15 protein-coding genes are annotated in these 15,479 nt (G+C 59.1%); 1 reads left to right on the top strand and 14 read right to left on the bottom strand.

Annotated features, from left to right (window positions below):
- Window positions 1–13: 13 nt before the first annotated feature.
- The 8 genes from ACYZTK_RS07745 to ACYZTK_RS07780 form a co-directional block, all read right to left on the bottom strand.
- Complete coding sequence (locus ACYZTK_RS07745; RefSeq protein WP_462013892.1) at window positions 14–2,248, bottom strand: chemotaxis protein CheA; 2,235 nt, start codon at window positions 2,246–2,248, stop codon at window positions 14–16.
- A 21-nt stretch (window positions 2,249–2,269) separates the two neighbouring features.
- Window positions 2,270–3,058, bottom strand: a complete 789-nt coding sequence (locus ACYZTK_RS07750; RefSeq protein WP_462013893.1) for a protein phosphatase CheZ — start codon at window positions 3,056–3,058, stop codon at window positions 2,270–2,272.
- A 22-nt stretch (window positions 3,059–3,080) separates the two neighbouring features.
- Entirely contained in the window at window positions 3,081–3,452 is a 372-nt protein-coding gene (locus ACYZTK_RS07755) for a chemotaxis response regulator CheY (protein ID WP_003183998.1), read from the bottom strand.
- A gap of 164 nt (window positions 3,453–3,616) precedes the next feature.
- Complete coding sequence (fliA, locus tag ACYZTK_RS07760) at window positions 3,617–4,357, bottom strand: RNA polymerase sigma factor FliA (RefSeq protein ID WP_462013894.1); 741 nt, start codon at window positions 4,355–4,357, stop codon at window positions 3,617–3,619.
- Window positions 4,354–5,184: a flagellar synthesis regulator FleN gene (fleN, locus tag ACYZTK_RS07765; RefSeq protein ID WP_045058906.1), complete on the bottom strand. Its 831-nt coding sequence runs from the start codon at window positions 5,182–5,184 to the stop codon at window positions 4,354–4,356. Before fleN ends, fliA begins: the two co-directional genes overlap by 4 nt.
- A 116-nt stretch (window positions 5,185–5,300) precedes the next feature.
- Window positions 5,301–6,626 carry a flagellar biosynthesis protein FlhF gene (gene flhF, locus ACYZTK_RS07770; protein WP_462013895.1) on the bottom strand — a complete coding sequence of 442 codons (1,326 nt, stop codon included), beginning with the start codon at window positions 6,624–6,626 and terminating at the stop codon, window positions 5,301–5,303.
- A gap of 11 nt (window positions 6,627–6,637) precedes the next feature.
- Window positions 6,638–8,767, bottom strand: coding sequence for a flagellar biosynthesis protein FlhA (gene flhA / locus ACYZTK_RS07775; RefSeq protein WP_462013896.1), 2,130 nt, complete (start codon window positions 8,765–8,767; stop codon window positions 6,638–6,640).
- 251 nt (window positions 8,768–9,018) lie between these two features.
- Window positions 9,019–10,104, bottom strand: a complete 1,086-nt coding sequence (locus ACYZTK_RS07780; RefSeq protein WP_462013897.1) for a phosphatidylinositol-specific phospholipase C — start codon at window positions 10,102–10,104, stop codon at window positions 9,019–9,021.
- Between the two features lie 312 nt (window positions 10,105–10,416).
- On the opposite strand from ACYZTK_RS07780, the gene ACYZTK_RS07785 reads away from it, so the two are divergent.
- Window positions 10,417–11,481: an RHS repeat-associated core domain-containing protein gene (locus ACYZTK_RS07785; RefSeq protein ID WP_462013898.1), complete on the top strand. Its 1,065-nt coding sequence runs from the start codon at window positions 10,417–10,419 to the stop codon at window positions 11,479–11,481.
- 91 nt (window positions 11,482–11,572) lie between these two features.
- Here ACYZTK_RS07785 and flhB read toward each other — a convergent pair whose 3' ends face one another.
- The 6 genes from flhB to fliN are packed head-to-tail and all read right to left on the bottom strand — an operon-like array spanning window position 11,573 to window position 15,428.
- A complete protein-coding gene (gene flhB / locus ACYZTK_RS07790) occupies window positions 11,573–12,712 on the bottom strand; it encodes a flagellar biosynthesis protein FlhB (protein WP_462013899.1) in 1,140 nt (379 codons plus the stop codon).
- A 3-nt stretch (window positions 12,713–12,715) separates the two neighbouring features.
- Window positions 12,716–13,501, bottom strand: a complete 786-nt coding sequence (gene fliR, locus ACYZTK_RS07795; RefSeq protein ID WP_462013900.1) for a flagellar biosynthetic protein FliR — start codon at window positions 13,499–13,501, stop codon at window positions 12,716–12,718.
- A gap of 3 nt (window positions 13,502–13,504) precedes the next feature.
- Entirely contained in the window at window positions 13,505–13,774 is a 270-nt protein-coding gene (gene fliQ, locus ACYZTK_RS07800) for a flagellar biosynthesis protein FliQ (protein WP_046816911.1), read from the bottom strand.
- Window positions 13,771–14,529, bottom strand: coding sequence for a flagellar type III secretion system pore protein FliP (gene fliP, locus ACYZTK_RS07805; protein WP_462013901.1), 759 nt, complete (start codon window positions 14,527–14,529; stop codon window positions 13,771–13,773). Before fliP ends, fliQ begins: the two co-directional genes overlap by 4 nt.
- Window positions 14,529–14,969 carry a flagellar biosynthetic protein FliO gene (gene fliO / locus ACYZTK_RS07810; RefSeq protein WP_462013902.1) on the bottom strand — a complete coding sequence of 147 codons (441 nt, stop codon included), beginning with the start codon at window positions 14,967–14,969 and terminating at the stop codon, window positions 14,529–14,531. Before fliO ends, fliP begins: the two co-directional genes overlap by 1 nt.
- Window positions 14,970–15,428 carry a flagellar motor switch protein FliN gene (gene fliN, locus ACYZTK_RS07815; protein WP_462013903.1) on the bottom strand — a complete coding sequence of 153 codons (459 nt, stop codon included), beginning with the start codon at window positions 15,426–15,428 and terminating at the stop codon, window positions 14,970–14,972. It abuts the gene before it with no gap.
- Between the last annotated feature and the right edge of the window lie 51 nt (window positions 15,429–15,479).

Below are 15,479 nucleotides of genomic sequence, written 5' to 3' on the forward strand. Positions count from 1 at the left end.
CGCTCCAGCAGAATCAAATACGCCGGGTGGCGTAACGCTTGAGCATGCTCGGAACATCGAGAATCAGCGCAATGCGGCCGTCACCGGTGATGGTGGCGCCCGACATGCCCGGGGTTCCCTGGAGCATTTTGCCCAATGGCTTGATGACCACTTCTTCCTGGCCCACGAGTTGATCGACGACGAAGCCGATCCGCTGGGTGCCCACCGTAAGGATCACCACGTGGCCTTCGCGCTGCTCTTCATGAGCAGCGGAGGCCACCAGCCAGCGCTTGAGATAGAACAGTGGCAGCGCCTTGTCGCGCACGATCACCACTTCCTGGCCATCGACCACGTTGGTACGCGACAGGTCGAGGTGGAAAATCTCGTTGACGTTCACCAGCGGGAACGCGAACGCCTGGTTGCCGAGCATCACCATCAGGGTCGGCATGATCGCCAGGGTCAACGGCACCTTGATCACGATCTTGGAGCCCTGGCCCTTGGCCGAGTAGATGTTGATCGAGCCGTTGAGCTGGGAGATCTTGGTTTTCACCACGTCCATGCCCACGCCACGCCCGGACACATCGGAGATCTCGGTCTTGGTCGAAAAGCCCGGGGCGAAAATCAGGTTGTAGCACTCGGTGTCGCTCAGGCGATCGGCCGCATCCTTGTCCATCACCCCGCGTTTTACCGCGATGGCGCGCAGGACGTTCGGGTCCATGCCTTTGCCGTCATCGGAGATCGACAGCAGGATATGGTCACCTTCCTGCTCGGCCGCGAGGATGACCTTGCCGCCACGGGACTTGCCCGAGGCTTCGCGCTCTTCCGGCGACTCGATGCCGTGGTCGACGGCGTTGCGCACCAAGTGGACCAGCGGGTCGGCCAGGGCCTCGACGAGGTTCTTGTCGAGGTCGGTTTCTTCGCCGACCAGTTCCAGGATGATCTCTTTCTTGAGCTGGCGGGCCAGGTCGCGAACCAGACGCGGGAAGCGTCCGAAGACCTTCTTGATCGGTTGCATGCGGGTCTTCATGACCGCGGTCTGCAGGTCCGCCGTGACCACATCGAGGTTCGACACGGCCTTGGACATGGCTTCATCGGCGCTGTTGGCACCCAGGCGCACCAGGCGGTTACGCACCAGCACCAGTTCGCCGACCATGTTCATGATTTCGTCGAGGCGCGCGGTGTCCACGCGCACGGTGGTCTCGGCTTCGCTGGCCGGCTTTTCAGCCGGTGGCGCAGCCGGTGCACGGGCTGGCGCAGGCTTGGGTGCTTCGGCTTTGGGCTCTGGCGCTTTGGCCACTGCTTTTGGCGCAGCAGCCTTGGCCACTGGCGCGGCAACTGCAGCGCTGACACCGGTAGCAGTGCCGACTTCGGTAAATTTACCTTTGCCGTGCAATTCGTCCAGCAGCGCTTCGAACTCGTGATCGGAGATCAGGTCACCGCCTACGACCGCAGCCGTTGGCGCAGCCGGAACTGGCGCAGACGCAATCGCCGACTCCAGCGCTTCGACGGCAAAGTTGCCCTTGCCGTGGAGCTGGTCGAGCAGTGCTTCGAATTCTTCGTCGGTGATGTCGGAGCTGTCGCCGGCGGCTTTAGGAGCAACCGGCGCTGCCGGGGCGGCTGGCGCAACCACGGCGTCGACGGCGAACTGGCCTTTGCCGTGCAACTGATCGAGCAATGACTCGAACTCGTCGTCGGTGATTTCGTCGCTGGCCACCGTAGTGCTGACAGGCGCAGGCGCAGCAGCAGGTGCCGCTTCTGCCTGGGCCTTGACGGCGTTCAGTGAGTCCAGCAGTTGTTCGAATTCGTTGTCAGTGATGTCAGCCGATTCGCTTTCAGCCACAGGCGCCACTTCGGCAACCGGTGCAGCCTGGTCGGCAGATTGCGGCTCGGCCAGACGCGCCAGCGACGCCAGCAATTCAGGGGTGGCAGCCGTGATCGGGCTGCGCTCGCGGACTTCGGTGAACATGCCGTTCACCGCGTCCAGTGCTTCAAGAACCACGTCCATCAGTTCCGAGTCGACGCGACGGTCACCCTTGCGCAGGATGTCGAACACGTTCTCGGCGATGTGACAGCACTCCACCAGCTCGTTGAGCTGGAGGAAGCCGGCGCCTCCTTTTACAGTGTGAAAACCGCGAAAAATTGCATTGAGCAAGTCCGCATCATCCGGTCGGCTTTCCAGCTCAACCAGTTGTTCGGACAGTAGCTCTAGAATCTCGCCGGCCTCAACCAGGAAATCCTGAAGGATCTCTTCATCGGCGCCGAAGCTCATTAATGGGGTGCTCCTACAGGTCTAAAATCCAAGGCTGGATAGCAAATCGTCCACATCGTCCTGACCGGACACAACGTCTTCTCTTTTATCGGCATGAATCTGCGGACCTTCACCCTGAGAGAGATGTTTTTGTGGATCTTTTTCAGCCAGCATCGCTTGACGGTCATGTTCGATGCCCGCAAAGCGGTCCACCTGACTGGCCATCAGCACGAGCTTGAGCAGATTGCTTTCAACTTCGGTGACCAATTGAGTCACGCGCTTGATCACCTGACCGGTGAGGTCCTGGTAATCCTGGGCGAGCAGAATGTCGTTGAGGTTGCTCGACACCACGCGGTTGTCTTCGCTGCTGCGTGTCAGGAAACCGTCGACGCGACGCGCCAGCTCGCGGAACTCTTCAGCCCCGACTTCGCGACGCATGAAGCGGCCCCAGTCGGTGCTCAGGGCTTGCGCTTCCTGGCTCAGGCCGTTGACCAGGGGCGTAGCGTTTTCCACCAGGTCCATGGTGCGGTTGGCGGCGGCCTCGGTGAGCTTGACCACATAACCCAGGCGCTCGGTGGCGTCAGTGATCTGCGAGACTTCCTCGGCTTGCGGCATGTGCGGGTCAATCTGGAAATTGACGATCGCACTGTGCAACTCGCGGGTGAGCTTGCCCACCTCCTGGTACAGGCCGCGGTCACGGGTCTGGTTGAGCTCATGGATCAGTTGCACTGCGTCGCCGAACTTGCCCTTTTCAAGGCTCTCGACCAATTCGACGGCGTGTTTTTTCAGGGTCGATTCAAAATCGCCCTGTGAAATTTCTACTTGCTCCATAGCTCCCCCGTGGCGCAGTGACTCAACCTATGCGTTCGAAAATCTTTTCGATTTTTTCTTTCAACGCCTGGGCCGTGAAGGGCTTGACCACATAGCCGTTAACACCGGCCTGGGCTGCTTCGATGATTTGCTCGCGCTTCGCTTCGGCGGTCACCATCAGCACGGGCAGGTGCTTGAGCTTTTCGTCGGCGCGCACGTGGCGCAGCAGATCGATGCCGGTCATGCCGGGCATGTTCCAGTCCGTTACCAGAAAGTCGATGCTGCCGCTGTTGAGTACCGGGATGGCGGTAGTGCCATCGTCGGCCTCGACCGTGTTGGTGAACCCAAGGTCACGCAACAGGTTTTTAATGATCCGCCGCATCGTTGAGAAGTCATCAACGATGAGGATTTTCATGTTCTTGTCCAATTCGACCTCCAAGCAGTCTTAAACGCGCCCAGCACCTGGACACGCCATTTCATTCAATCCGGCAAAGCACTCGATGACTGTCTGGAGCACAACAGATCGCGACCGGCGCGTGTGAAACCCGCCAGCCCGTTTGCAGTGTCCCCACACTGCCTTCAGCGCGCTCGCCACTCCCCCAAACGCCCCCGCAAACGGGCCGCGCACTGGCTGTGTAACTGGCTGACCCGCGATTCGCTGACCCCCAGGACCTCACCGATTTCCTTGAGGTTCAGCTCTTCGTCGTAGTACAGCGCCAACACCAGTCGCTCACGCTCCGGCAAATTGGCAATCGCGTCGGCCAACGCAGCCTGGAAGCGTTCATCTTCCAGGTCGCGCGATGGCTCCGTATGGGCACTCGCGCCATCCTCGTGCAGCCCTTCGTGTTCGCCGTCCTGTAGAAGGTCGTCGAAACTGAAGAGGCGGCTGCCCAGGGTGTCGTTCAAAATCCCGTAATAATCGTCAAGGCTCAATTGGAGTTCGGCCGCAACTTCGTGATCTTTAGCGTCGCGACCGGTTTTAGCTTCAATTGAGCGAATTGCGTCGCTGACCATCCGGGTATTGCGGTGGACCGAACGTGGCGCCCAGTCCCCCTTGCGCACTTCATCGAGCATCGCGCCGCGGATTCGAATGCCCGCGTACGTCTCGAAACTCGCGCCTTTGCTGGCGTCATACTTGGTCGATACTTCAAGCAGGCCGATCATCCCGGCCTGGATCAGGTCTTCGACCTGGACACTCGCCGGCAAACGCGCCAGCAAGTGGTAGGCAATGCGTTTTACCAGTGGCGCGTAACGCTCGATCAACTCGCCCTGAGAATCGCGGGCTGACTTCTTGTAGAGGTTATAGCCACTGGCGGTCATAGCACAGGTCCTGCCGTCTGTTGCACGAGACGCTCGACGAAAAATTCCAGGTGCCCGCGCGGGTTCGCCGGCAGCGGCCAGGTATCGACCTTCTGCGCAATCGCCTTGAACGCCAGCGAACACTTGGAGCGTGGAAACGCTTCATACACCGCACGCTGTTTCTGCACGGCCTTGCGCACGCTTTCGTCATACGGTACCGCGCCGACGTATTGTAGGGCGACGTCGAGGAAGCGGTCCGTGACCTTGGTCAACTTGGCGAACAGGTTGCGCCCTTCCTGCGGGCTCTGGGCCATGTTGGCCAGGACGCGGAAGCGGTTCATGCCGTAGTCGCGGTTGAGCAACTTGATCAGCGCGTAGGCGTCGGTGATCGAGGTCGGCTCGTCGCAGACCACCAGCAGCACTTCCTGGGCCGCCCGCACGAAACTGACGACCGAGTCGCCGATGCCCGCTGCGGTGTCGATCACCAGCACATCGAGGTTGTCGCCGATGTCGCTGAATGCCTGGATCAGCCCGGCGTGTTGCGCCGGGGTCAGGTGCACCATGCTCTGGGTGCCGGACGCGGCCGGCACGATGCGAATCCCGCCGGGGCCTTGCAACAGAACGTCGCGCAGCTCGCAGCGGCCTTCGATCACGTCGGCCAGGGTACGTTTGGGTGTCAGCCCCAGGAGGACGTCGACGTTCGCCAGCCCAAGGTCGGCGTCCAGAAGCATGACGCGCCGGCCGAGCTCTGCCAAAGCCAGCGACAAGTTCACTGACACGTTAGTTTTGCCGACGCCACCTTTGCCGCCGGTCACCGCGATCACCTGTACGGGATGCATGCTGCCCATGTTATTTCTTTACCTTGTCTTGCATAGACGGAGGCCACATTACTGGCTGCGCGTTCATCAACTGAACAATGCATGGCAGACCATCGATGTAGGTACAAAAACGATTCATTAATACCTCAGCCAACCTGCTTGGTGGGACTGTGGTAAATATCAGCGAACATGTCAGCCATGGCTTCTTCGCTGGGTTCTTCCTGCATTTGCACGCTGACTGCGCGGCTGACCAACTGATGACGCCGCGGCAGATGCAAATCATCCGGGATCCGCGGCCCATCGGTCAGGTAGGCCACCGGTAGTTCATGACTGATGGCCAGGCTCAACACCTCGCCCAGACTTGCCGTTTCATCCAGTTTAGTCAGGATGCAGCCGGCGAGCCCGCAGCGCTTGTAACTGTGATAAGCGGCGGTTAGCACCTGTTTCTGGCTGGTGGTTGCCAGCACCAGGTAATTTTTCGACTTGATGCCACGCCCGGCCAGGCTTTCCAGTTGCATGCGCAGTGCCGGATCGCTGGCCTGCAGGCCGGCGGTATCGATCAACACCACGCGCTTGCGCAACAACGGGTCCAGTGCCTGCACCAGCGATTGCCCTGGATCGACGTGAGTCACCGGGACATTGAGGATGCGACCGAGGGTCTTGAGCTGTTCCTGGGCACCAATGCGGAAGCTGTCCATGCTCACCAGCGCGATGTTCTGCGCGCCGTACTTGAGTACGTAGCGCGCCGCCAGCTTGGCCAGGGTGGTGGTCTTGCCCATGCCGGCCGGGCCGACCATGGCAATCACGCCGCCCTCTTCCAATGGTTCGATTTCCGGTGTGGCAATCATCCGCGCCAGGTGCGCCAGCAACATGCGCCAGGCCTGACGGGGTTCTTCAATGTCGGAAATCATCGCCAGCAGGTCGCGCGACAATGGGCCGGACAGACCGATGCGCTGCAGGCGACGCCACAGGTTGGCCTGGGCCGGACGGCTGCCTTGCAGCTGATTCCAGGCGAGTGAGCCCAACTGCACTTCCATCAATTCACGCAGGCTGTTGAGCTCGAAACGCATCGAGTCGAAAGCCCGTGGGTCGACGCCGCCGGTGGCAACAGGCGCTGGAGCCGGACGTGCAGGCTCGGTGTAGGTTGGTTCGACCAGCGGTTCGGCGGCGGTCAGTGGCAAGCCGGCAAACAGCTGGCGATTGGTCGCCTTGTCGCTCTCGCCTTCGCTGCGCAGGCTCAGTTCGGCCTGGGCGGTGACGATCCGCGACTGGGTCTTGCGCAGTTCATCTTCGAGTTCAATATTCGGAACACGCGGCGCCAGCGCCGACAGCTTGTAATCGAGGGCGGCCGTCAGTTCCACGCCGCCGGCGATTCGGCGATTGCCGATAATCGCGGCATCGGCGCCCAGCTCGTCACGGACCAGTTTCATGGCCTGACGCATATCGGCGGCGAAAAAACGCTTAACTTGCATAAACCACTACCTCAGCCGTTGGGCCCTACTGTCGCAACGATGGTCACTTGCTTGTTGTCAGGAATTTCCTGATACGCCAACACGTGCAAACCCGGGACTGCCAGCCGACCGAAGCGCGAAAGCATTGCGCGAACGGGGCCGGCTACCAGCAGTATCACCGGTTGACCTTGCATTTCCTGACGCTGCGCCGCATCGATCAACGAGCGCTGCAGCTTCTCCGCCATGCTTGGCTCCAGCAGAACGCCCTCTTCCGAGCCTTGTCCTGCCTTCTGCAGACTATTGAGCAATATCTGTTCCAACCTTGGTTCCAGCGTGATAACTGGCAGCTCGGAGTCAGTGCCTACAATGCTTTGGACGATTGCGCGGGACACGCCGACTCGTACGGCAGCCACCAGCGCGGCGGTATCTTGACTCTTGGCCGCGTTGTTCGCGATGGCCTCGGCGATGCTGCGGATGTCGCGCACCGGCACTTGTTCGGCGAGCAAGGCCTGCAACACCTTGAGCAACTGCGACAGCGAAACCACCCCCGGCACCAGCTCTTCTGCCAGTTTCGGCGAGCTTTTGGCCAGCAATTGCATGAGTTGCTGCACTTCTTCGTGCCCGATCAGCTCGCTGGAGTGCTTGTACAGAATCTGGTTCAAGTGAGTGGCCACTACTGTACTGGCATCGACCACAGTGTATCCGAGTGATTGCGCCTGGGCACGCTGGCTGACTTCGATCCAGACTGCCTCCAGGCCGAAAGCCGGATCTTTGGCGGTGATGCCGTTGAGCGTGCCGTAGACCTGGCCGGGGTTGATCGCCAGCTCGCGGTCCGGGTAAATCTCCGCTTCGGCGAGGATCACCCCCATCAGCGTCAGGCGATAAGCACTCGGCGCCAGGTCGAGGTTGTCACGAATGTGCACAGTCGGCATCAGGAAACCCAGGTCCTGGGACAGTTTCTTGCGCACACCCTTGATCCGCGCCAGCAACTGCCCACCCTGGTTGCGATCCACCAGCGGGATCAGCCGGTAGCCGACTTCCAGGCCGATCATGTCGATCGGGGTCACGTCATCCCAGCCCAGCTCCTTGGTTTCCTGGGCGCGAGCCGGCGATGGCAGCATTTCCTGCTGACGCTTGACCTCTTCCAGGGCCTGTACCTTGACGCCGTTCTGCTTCTTCCAGAACAGGTAGGCACCGCCAGCTGCCAGGGCCGCCATGCTCAGGAACGAGAAGTGCGGCATGCCGGGCACCAGGCCCATCACCGCCATCAAGCCAGCGGCCACGGCCAGGGCTTTGGGCGAGGCGAACATCTGGCGATTGATCTGCTTGCCCATGTCTTCGGAACCGGAAGCACGGGTCACCATGATCGCGGCGGCAGTGGACAACAGCAGTGATGGCAATTGCGCCACCAAACCGTCACCGATGGTCAACAACGCGTAGACCTTGCCGGCGTCGCCGAAGGTCATGCCGTGCTGGAAAATACCGACGGCCATGCCACCGATCAGGTTGATGAACAGAATCAGCAGGCCGGCGATGGCATCCCCGCGAACAAACTTGCTGGCACCGTCCATGGAACCGTAGAACTCGGCTTCCTGGGCCACTTCCGTACGGCGGGCCTTGGCCTGGTTCTGGTCGATCAGACCGGCGTTGAGGTCGGCGTCGATGGCCATCTGTTTGCCGGGCATCGCATCGAGGGTAAAACGCGCACTCACCTCGGAAATCCGCCCGGCGCCCTTGGTCACCACGACGAAGTTGATGATCATCAAAATGGCGAACACCACGATACCGACCACGTAGTTGCCGCCGATCACCACCTCACCGAACGCCTGGATCACCTTGCCCGCCGCCGCGTGGCCGTCCTGACCGTGCAGCATCACCACCCGGGTCGAGGCCACGTTCAACGCCAGCCGCAGCAGCGTCGCCACCAGCAGAATGGTCGGGAACACCGCAAAATCCAGCGGGCGCAAGGCGTAGACGCAGACCAGCAGCACGACGATCGACAACGCAATGTTGAACGTGAAAAACACGTCCAGCAGGAACGGCGGTATCGGCAACATCATCATCGCCAACATGACCAGCAGCAACAACGGCACGCCCAGATTGCCTCGACTTAAATCGGCAACGTTTGTGCGAGCACTGTTGAGTAACTGAGAGCGATCCACCGGTTTTCCCCGTTCCTGTAAAGCAAACTTTTGACGCCAGATGCAGGCGCAGAGGGGCTACTGCAAGAAGCCTTCCAACTTTTGCTGAGGTATGGAGTCGGGGATTCGCGTCGCACGTCGCACCTTGATCCTGTAGGAGCTGTCGAGTGAAACGAGGCTGCGATCTTTTGATTTTTCTATTTGAAAGCCCAGATCAAAAGATCGCAGCCTCGTTTCACTCGTCAGCTCCTACGCTGGGGTGAGCTACGAGACTAGCGACCCAGATCATGCCCGCGCCGATAGTTGTTGCGAATGATGCTGTCAATCAGCGAATCACCGGGGAAATCTGCCATGACGATACCCACGGTTCTTATCTGCGTGGATTGATCATTCAACGCCTTTAAATCGTCCCGCGTCAGGATGTTCGTGCCCTCAAAGGAGATAGAACACATTGGCCCTATACAGGCAGTCCTGGGAAACTTCGGATAGAGGTCGGCATGTCCAAAATCAAGCAGGCCTGTCCACAATCTGGCTGCACCTGTTCCGGAGGACACATGACCACTGGCAACGAAATAAGGAAACGAACGATGACTGGCCGACAGATAGTTCACATAGAACGTATCCCGGCTGCCCGCTGCAGCATGGTGCAATTGTTGTTTGATTTTGATGTACTTGTCATGCAGTGCCCAGTTCGAGCTCATGGTGTACTCGTCCTGAATATCGAAAATACTCCCATCCCTGTAACTCAAGCCAAATTTGTTGAGCCTGGAGTCCGCTGACAACACCACAAACTTTCCACGGGCCTCGCCCAGCGTGAGCTTGGGATTTTGTGTTTTCAGATAAACGCCTGAATACAGCTGCATGTACTGGTCGAAGACATACTCGAGACTCTGACTCACGTTCAAGTCTGCCACGTGCTCATCACTGACTCTAATCAACACTGTTTCGCTGGGATTGTCTCGAAGGAAGCGCTGAATCGCCTCCAGCGCCGAACCCAACATTTTTTCCAGATAGGCTGCGCCGTGGTGCAATGCCAAAGCATCGCCGGTGCGCCGAATCCGCAGGTCAAAGACGCGAATCCCGTATTCCAGCTGCTTGTCAAAACCGAGGGTTTGAGTCTCGACGATGTCCTTGTAAATCGGTAACCAGGTAACCTGAAAAGTGGCCGAGTCATGGGTTCCGGGTAGCGCCATTTCGCTAAGTTGGACATCGTCACGGATGTTTTTCATCCACTGGGATCTTTCGGTGAACGGATCGTCCGGATCGTGCGAGTAGGCACCGTCGAGATGGCCATAGGCAGGCCATGCCAGGCACAGGAGTAGTCCCAAGAGAAATTGAGTTTTCGTTACAAGCTTCATAGCCACGCCCTCCTTGGCTGCTAATGATCGTCCGTTGATCCTATCTGCCTCTGTTTAGCGAGAGCCCTAAATAGATAGTTTTTTGCCATGACGAGATGCGTTGGAGCTGTGTAGGAGCTGTCGAGTGGAACGAGGCTGCGATCTTTTGATCTGGCGTTTTCACAAACAAGATCAAAAGATCGCAGCCTCGTTCCACTCGTCAGCTCCTACGCAAGGGCGGGGTCGCTGGGAAATGACTAGCAGTTCTGCTAGTACCCCCCCGCCCAATAACACCCGATACTCGCTCCCAACACAGCGACCCTAGAGCGCCTGATGCAATCACTGCCGACTACCCAGCTCTGCCGTTATGGCTACGACCCTCTTGATCGACTGATCAGCCAGACTCGAGCAGAAACCCAAGATCGCCTGCGCTTTTACTGTAAAAACCGACTGACGACTGAAATCGAAGGGACGGCCAGACATTCGATTGTTCAGCACGGCGACCGACTGCTGGCACAACAGAAGAAGGGTGATTGCGGCGCGATCACTACTGGATTGCTGGCCAGCGATTCTCGACGTTCGGTATTGACCAGACTCGAGGACCATCAGACGCGGGAAACTCTCGCCTACTCACCCTACGGCCACTGCCCCCCTGAAAGAAATTTACCTGGACTGCTGAGTTTCAACGGCGAACGTCGAGATCAAGTATCTGGCCACTATTTGCTGGGCAATGGGTATCGCGCATTTAATCCTTTCTTGATGCGTTTCAATAGTCCAGATAGCTGGAGTCCATTCGGCAAAGGCGGGCTGAATTCGTATGCATATTGCCAGGGCGATCCAGCAAACAACACGGACAGCTCTGGTCATTTGCTCGACGCCATAGTCCGACGCATGTTTAACAAATGGCGTAGTAATACAAAGCTATTAACGAAACGAGCAGCCAGCCCAAAACTATACGTCACCAACGAGCTATCTACTTCCGAAGATCGTATGGTAACGCACCCTTACTACCCATTAGAGCCTGGTCATCACTTCCCAATTACGAAGCTTTCTTCTGCGAAGGACTTGGCTTCTATCCCATCACCCAGCGAGCTGAGCAAGCTCCCTCGTACAAGATCAGAAATACTTGGTCGAAGACCCAAACATCTAAACTTCATCTTCACCGCAAAAAAAGAGCTCTTCGTTTCAACTACCGGCCATCAATATTTAAGTGACATGACCGGAAACCCGGAGCTTATTAGCGCCGGCCAGCTGAGCAAGTTTGAAGGCGGGACAAAACTTACAATAGAAAACAACTCAGGGCATTTCATACCTGACTACTGGTCCCTAAAACCCGTCCGAGAACACTTGGAAAGTCTTGGCGTAAAGAAGATAACTGCGATACGCAAATGGAAATAAACAACGATCAGCGGTCTTAAAAGGGAAACAATGCGGCGTGCTGAAGGGCATGCGTGATTTTGACTGACCTCATCGCTGAGCCCTCAGATAATCAGGAATCCCGGCGCAAATCCGGCGGAATCGGCAGGTCATCCTTCAGCGGATCCGGCCGCTTGCCCTTGCCCGCCTTGTACTGGCGAATCTGGTACACGTAGGCCAGTACCTGGGCCACTGCCAAGTACAGCCCACCCGGGATTTCCTGATCCAACTCTGTGGAGTAATAAATCGACCGCGCCAACGCCGGCGATTCCAGCAGCAGCACATTGTTCGCCACGGCAATCTCACGCATCTTCAGCGCCAGGAAATCGCTGCCCTTGCCCACCAGCATCGGCGCCCCGCCTTTGTCCGGGTCGTACTTGAGCGCCACGGCATAGTGAGTCGGGTTGGTGATGACTACGTCGGCATCAGGGATCGCTGCCATCATCCGCCGCTGGGACATGTCCCGTTGCAGCTGGCGGATGCGTTGTTTGACCTCCGGGCGCCCTTCCTGCTCCTTGTGCTCGTCGCGGACTTCCTGCTTGGTCATTTTCAGCTTCTTGGCGCTTTCCCACAGCTGTACCGGCACATCCACTGCGGCGATGATGATCAGGCCGCAGGCCATCCACAAGGTGCTCCAGCCCACCACTTGCAGGCTATGGATGATCGCCATGTCCAGCGGTTCGTGGGCAATGCGCAACAAGTCGTCGATGTCCGAGGACAGTACGGCCAAGGCCACGAACAGGATGATGAAGAACTTGGCCAGGGCCTTGAGCAGCTCAACCACGGCTTTCGACGAGAACATGCGCTTGAGTCCGGCGCCGGGGTTCATGCGGCTGAACTTGGGGGCCATGGTGCCGGCGGAGAACAGCCAGCCGCCCAGGGAAATCGGGCCAATCAGCGCCGCCAGGAGCAAGGTGATCATCACCGGCTGAATCGCCAGCAAGGCGATCAGGCCTGAATGCAGGAGGAAGCTGCCCATGGAGCGCTGGTCGAGGATCACTTCACGCGACAGCGAGAAGTTCATGCGCATCAAGTCCATCAGTTCCTGGGCCAAAGCCCCGCCGAAAATCAGCAGCGCGCTGGCGCCGGCGAGCATGATCGCCAGGGTGTTGAGCTCTTTGGAACGGGCGATCTCGCCCTTCTCCCGGGCGTCCTTTTTCTTTTTCTCGGTGGGGTCTTCTGTTTTGTCCTGACCGCTTTCGCTCTCTGCCATGACTCAGCGCGCCCGTGCCAGTTCGCGTAACCACTGCAAGGCCTCGGTGGCCAGCGGTTGGTACTGGTTGATGATGTCCGCCAGCCCGACCCAGACGATGAACAGCCCGAGCACCAGGGTCAGCGGAAAACCGATGGAGAAGATGTTCAATTGCGGCGCCGCCCGGGTCATCACGCCAAAGGCGATGTTGACCACCAGCAGCGCGGTGATCGCCGGCAGCACCAGCAACAGCGCTGCGCCCAGGACCCAGCCGAGCTTGCCGGCCAGCTCCCAGAAATGCGTGACCATCAGGCCACTGCCCACCGGCAAGGTGGTGAAGCTTTCCGTGAGAATCTCGAAGACCACGAGATGGCCGTTCATCGACAGGAACAGCAGCGTGACCAGCATGGTGAAGAACTGCCCGATCACCGCCACCGAAACGCCGTTGGTGGGGTCGACCATCGAGGCGAAGCCCATGCCCATCTGAATCGAGACGATCTGCCCGGCAATCACGAAGGCCTGGAAAAACAGCTGCAGGGCAAAACCGAGTATTGCCCCAATTAGAATTTGTTCGGCAATCAGCAGCAGGCCACTCAGGTCCAGCGCGTTGACCGCAGGCATTGGCGGCAGGCCGGGGACAATCACCACGGTGATGGCCAGCGTGAAGTACAGGCGCACGCGCTTGGGCACCAGGGTCGTGCCGATGATCGGCATGACCATCAGCAACGCGCCCACGCGAAACAGCGGCAACATGAACGTCGCCACCCACGTGCTGATCTGGGTATCGGTCAGTTGCAGCAGCGACTGCATGGTTTAGCCGATGACCTGGGGAATACTGCCGTACAGCTGCAGGATGTATTCCATGAAGGTCTGCACCAGCCAGGGCCCGGCAACAATCAGCGTCACCAGCATCACCAGCAGGCGCGGCAGGAAACTCAGGGTCTGTTCATTGATCTGGGTCGCGGCCTGGAACATCGCTACCAGCAAGCCCACCAGCAGACTCGGAATCACCAGCACGGCAACCATCAGGGTGGTCAGCCACAGCGCCTCGCGGAAGATGTCTACCGCTACTTCCGGCGTCATGGCGACACACCGCCGAAGCTGCTGGCCAGGGTGCCGATGATCAACGCCCAGCCATCCACCAGCACGAACAGCATGATCTTGAACGGCAGGGAAATGATCAGCGGCGAGAGCATCATCATACCCATCGCCATCAGCACACTGGCCACCACCAGGTCGATGATCAGGAATGGAATGAAGATCATGAAGCCGATCTGGAACGCGGTCTTGAGTTCGGAGGTGACGAACGCCGGCACCAGGATCGTCAGCGGCGCCTGATCCGGTGTGGCGATGTCGGTGCGCTTGGACAGGCGCATGAACAGTTCCAGATCGCTGCTGCGGGTCTGTGCCAGCATGAAGTCCTTGATCGGCACCTGGGCCTTGGCCACGGCATCCTGGGCAGTCAGTTTTTCCGCCAGGTACGGCTGCAAGGCATCCTGGTTAACCCGGTCGAACACCGGCGCCATGATGAACAGGGTGAGGAACAATGCCATGCCCGTGAGGATCTGGTTCGACGGCGTCTGTTGCAGGCCGAGGGCCTGGCGCAGGATCGAAAACACGATAATGATCCGGGTAAAGCTGGTCATCAGCATGACAAACGCCGGGATGAAACTCAGCGCGGTCATGATCAGCAGAATCTGCAGGCTGACCGAATATTCCTGGGCGCCGTCGGCGTTGGTGCCGAGGGTGATGGCCGGGATCGATAGCGGATCGGCAGCAAGCGCGAGTGGCGCAGCCAGCATCAGGGCCAGCGTCAAGACGATGCGTAGCGCACCCATTACTTCTTATCCTTCTGGTCCTTGCCCATCAGCTCCATCAGGCGCAGGGCGAATTCCGGGGTGGCTTTTTCAGCAGTACTGGGCACCTGCACTGGCTCTTTCATCACGTGCAAGGCGGTGATCGAGCCGGGGCTCAGGCCGAGCAGGATCTGCTCGTTACCGACCTGCACCAGCATCAGGCGGTCACGCGGACCGAGTGCGCGGGAGCCGATCAGCTCAATCACCTGGCCCTTGCCTGCGGGACCTGCCTGCTGCACACGGCGCAACAGCCAGGCGAGGAAGAAAATCAGCCCCAGCACCAGCAGCAAACCGAACACCAGCTGCGTCAATTGCCCGGCCACTCCGCTACTGGCCACCGGTGCCGCAGCGGCCGTGGCCAGCGGCTCGGCCGCCAGCGCGCTGAACGGCAGGGCCAGCACAAACCCCAGGAGCCTGTTCACTCAGCGCAGCTTCTTGATGCGTTCACTTGGGCTGATCACGTCGGTCAGGCGGATGCCGAACTTCTCGTTGACCACCACCACTTCGCCGTGGGCGATGAGCGTGCCGTTGACCAGCACGTCCAGCGGCTCACCGGCCAGGCGATCGAGCTCGATCACCGAGCCCTGGTTAAGCTGCAGCAGGTTGCGAATGTTGATGTCGGTGCTGCCCACTTCCATGGAAATCGACACCGGAATATCGAGGATCACGTCCAGGTTCGGACCGTCCAGCGTGACCTGTTCGTTGTTTTTCGGCGAGGCGCCAAACTCTTCCATTTGCAGGCGGTTGGACGGTGAAGAAGCGGCATCAGCGGCAAGCAGCGCGTCGATGTCGTCCTGCGAGGCATCACCGGATTCTTCCAGGGCCGCAGCCCATTCATCAGCCAGTGCCTGGTCGTCCTGGGAATTCATATCGTTAGCCATCATGTGTCCTCGGCGAGCGCCCATTTCGAATGGACGCCGTCAGTTAAAAAC

It is taken from the genome of Pseudomonas sp. LB3P31, assembly GCF_054897945.1.

What these genes read in the sequence shown, in the direction of transcription:
- ACYZTK_RS07745 (WP_462013892.1), bottom strand. Translation starts at nt 2,248, where the DNA reads ATGAGCTTCGGCGCCGATGAAGAGATCCTTCAGGATTTCCTGGTTGAG.
- ACYZTK_RS07750 (WP_462013893.1), bottom strand. Translation starts at nt 3,058, where the DNA reads ATGGAGCAAGTAGAAATTTCACAGGGCGATTTTGAATCGACCCTGAAA.
- ACYZTK_RS07755 (WP_003183998.1), bottom strand. Translation starts at nt 3,452, where the DNA reads ATGAAAATCCTCATCGTTGATGACTTCTCAACGATGCGGCGGATCATT.
- fliA (WP_462013894.1), bottom strand. Translation starts at nt 4,357, where the DNA reads ATGACCGCCAGTGGCTATAACCTCTACAAGAAGTCAGCCCGCGATTCT.
- fleN (WP_045058906.1), bottom strand. Translation starts at nt 5,184, where the DNA reads ATGGGCAGCATGCATCCCGTACAGGTGATCGCGGTGACCGGCGGCAAA.
- flhF (WP_462013895.1), bottom strand. Translation starts at nt 6,626, where the DNA reads ATGCAAGTTAAGCGTTTTTTCGCCGCCGATATGCGTCAGGCCATGAAA.
- ACYZTK_RS07780 (WP_462013897.1), bottom strand. Translation starts at nt 10,104, where the DNA reads ATGAAGCTTGTAACGAAAACTCAATTTCTCTTGGGACTACTCCTGTGC.
- ACYZTK_RS07785 (WP_462013898.1), top strand. Translation starts at nt 10,417, where the DNA reads ATGCAATCACTGCCGACTACCCAGCTCTGCCGTTATGGCTACGACCCT.
- flhB (WP_462013899.1), bottom strand. Translation starts at nt 12,712, where the DNA reads ATGGCAGAGAGCGAAAGCGGTCAGGACAAAACAGAAGACCCCACCGAG.
- fliR (WP_462013900.1), bottom strand. Translation starts at nt 13,501, where the DNA reads ATGCAGTCGCTGCTGCAACTGACCGATACCCAGATCAGCACGTGGGTG.
- fliQ (WP_046816911.1), bottom strand. Translation starts at nt 13,774, where the DNA reads ATGACGCCGGAAGTAGCGGTAGACATCTTCCGCGAGGCGCTGTGGCTG.
- fliP (WP_462013901.1), bottom strand. Translation starts at nt 14,529, where the DNA reads ATGGGTGCGCTACGCATCGTCTTGACGCTGGCCCTGATGCTGGCTGCG.
- fliN (WP_462013903.1), bottom strand. Translation starts at nt 15,428, where the DNA reads ATGGCTAACGATATGAATTCCCAGGACGACCAGGCACTGGCTGATGAA.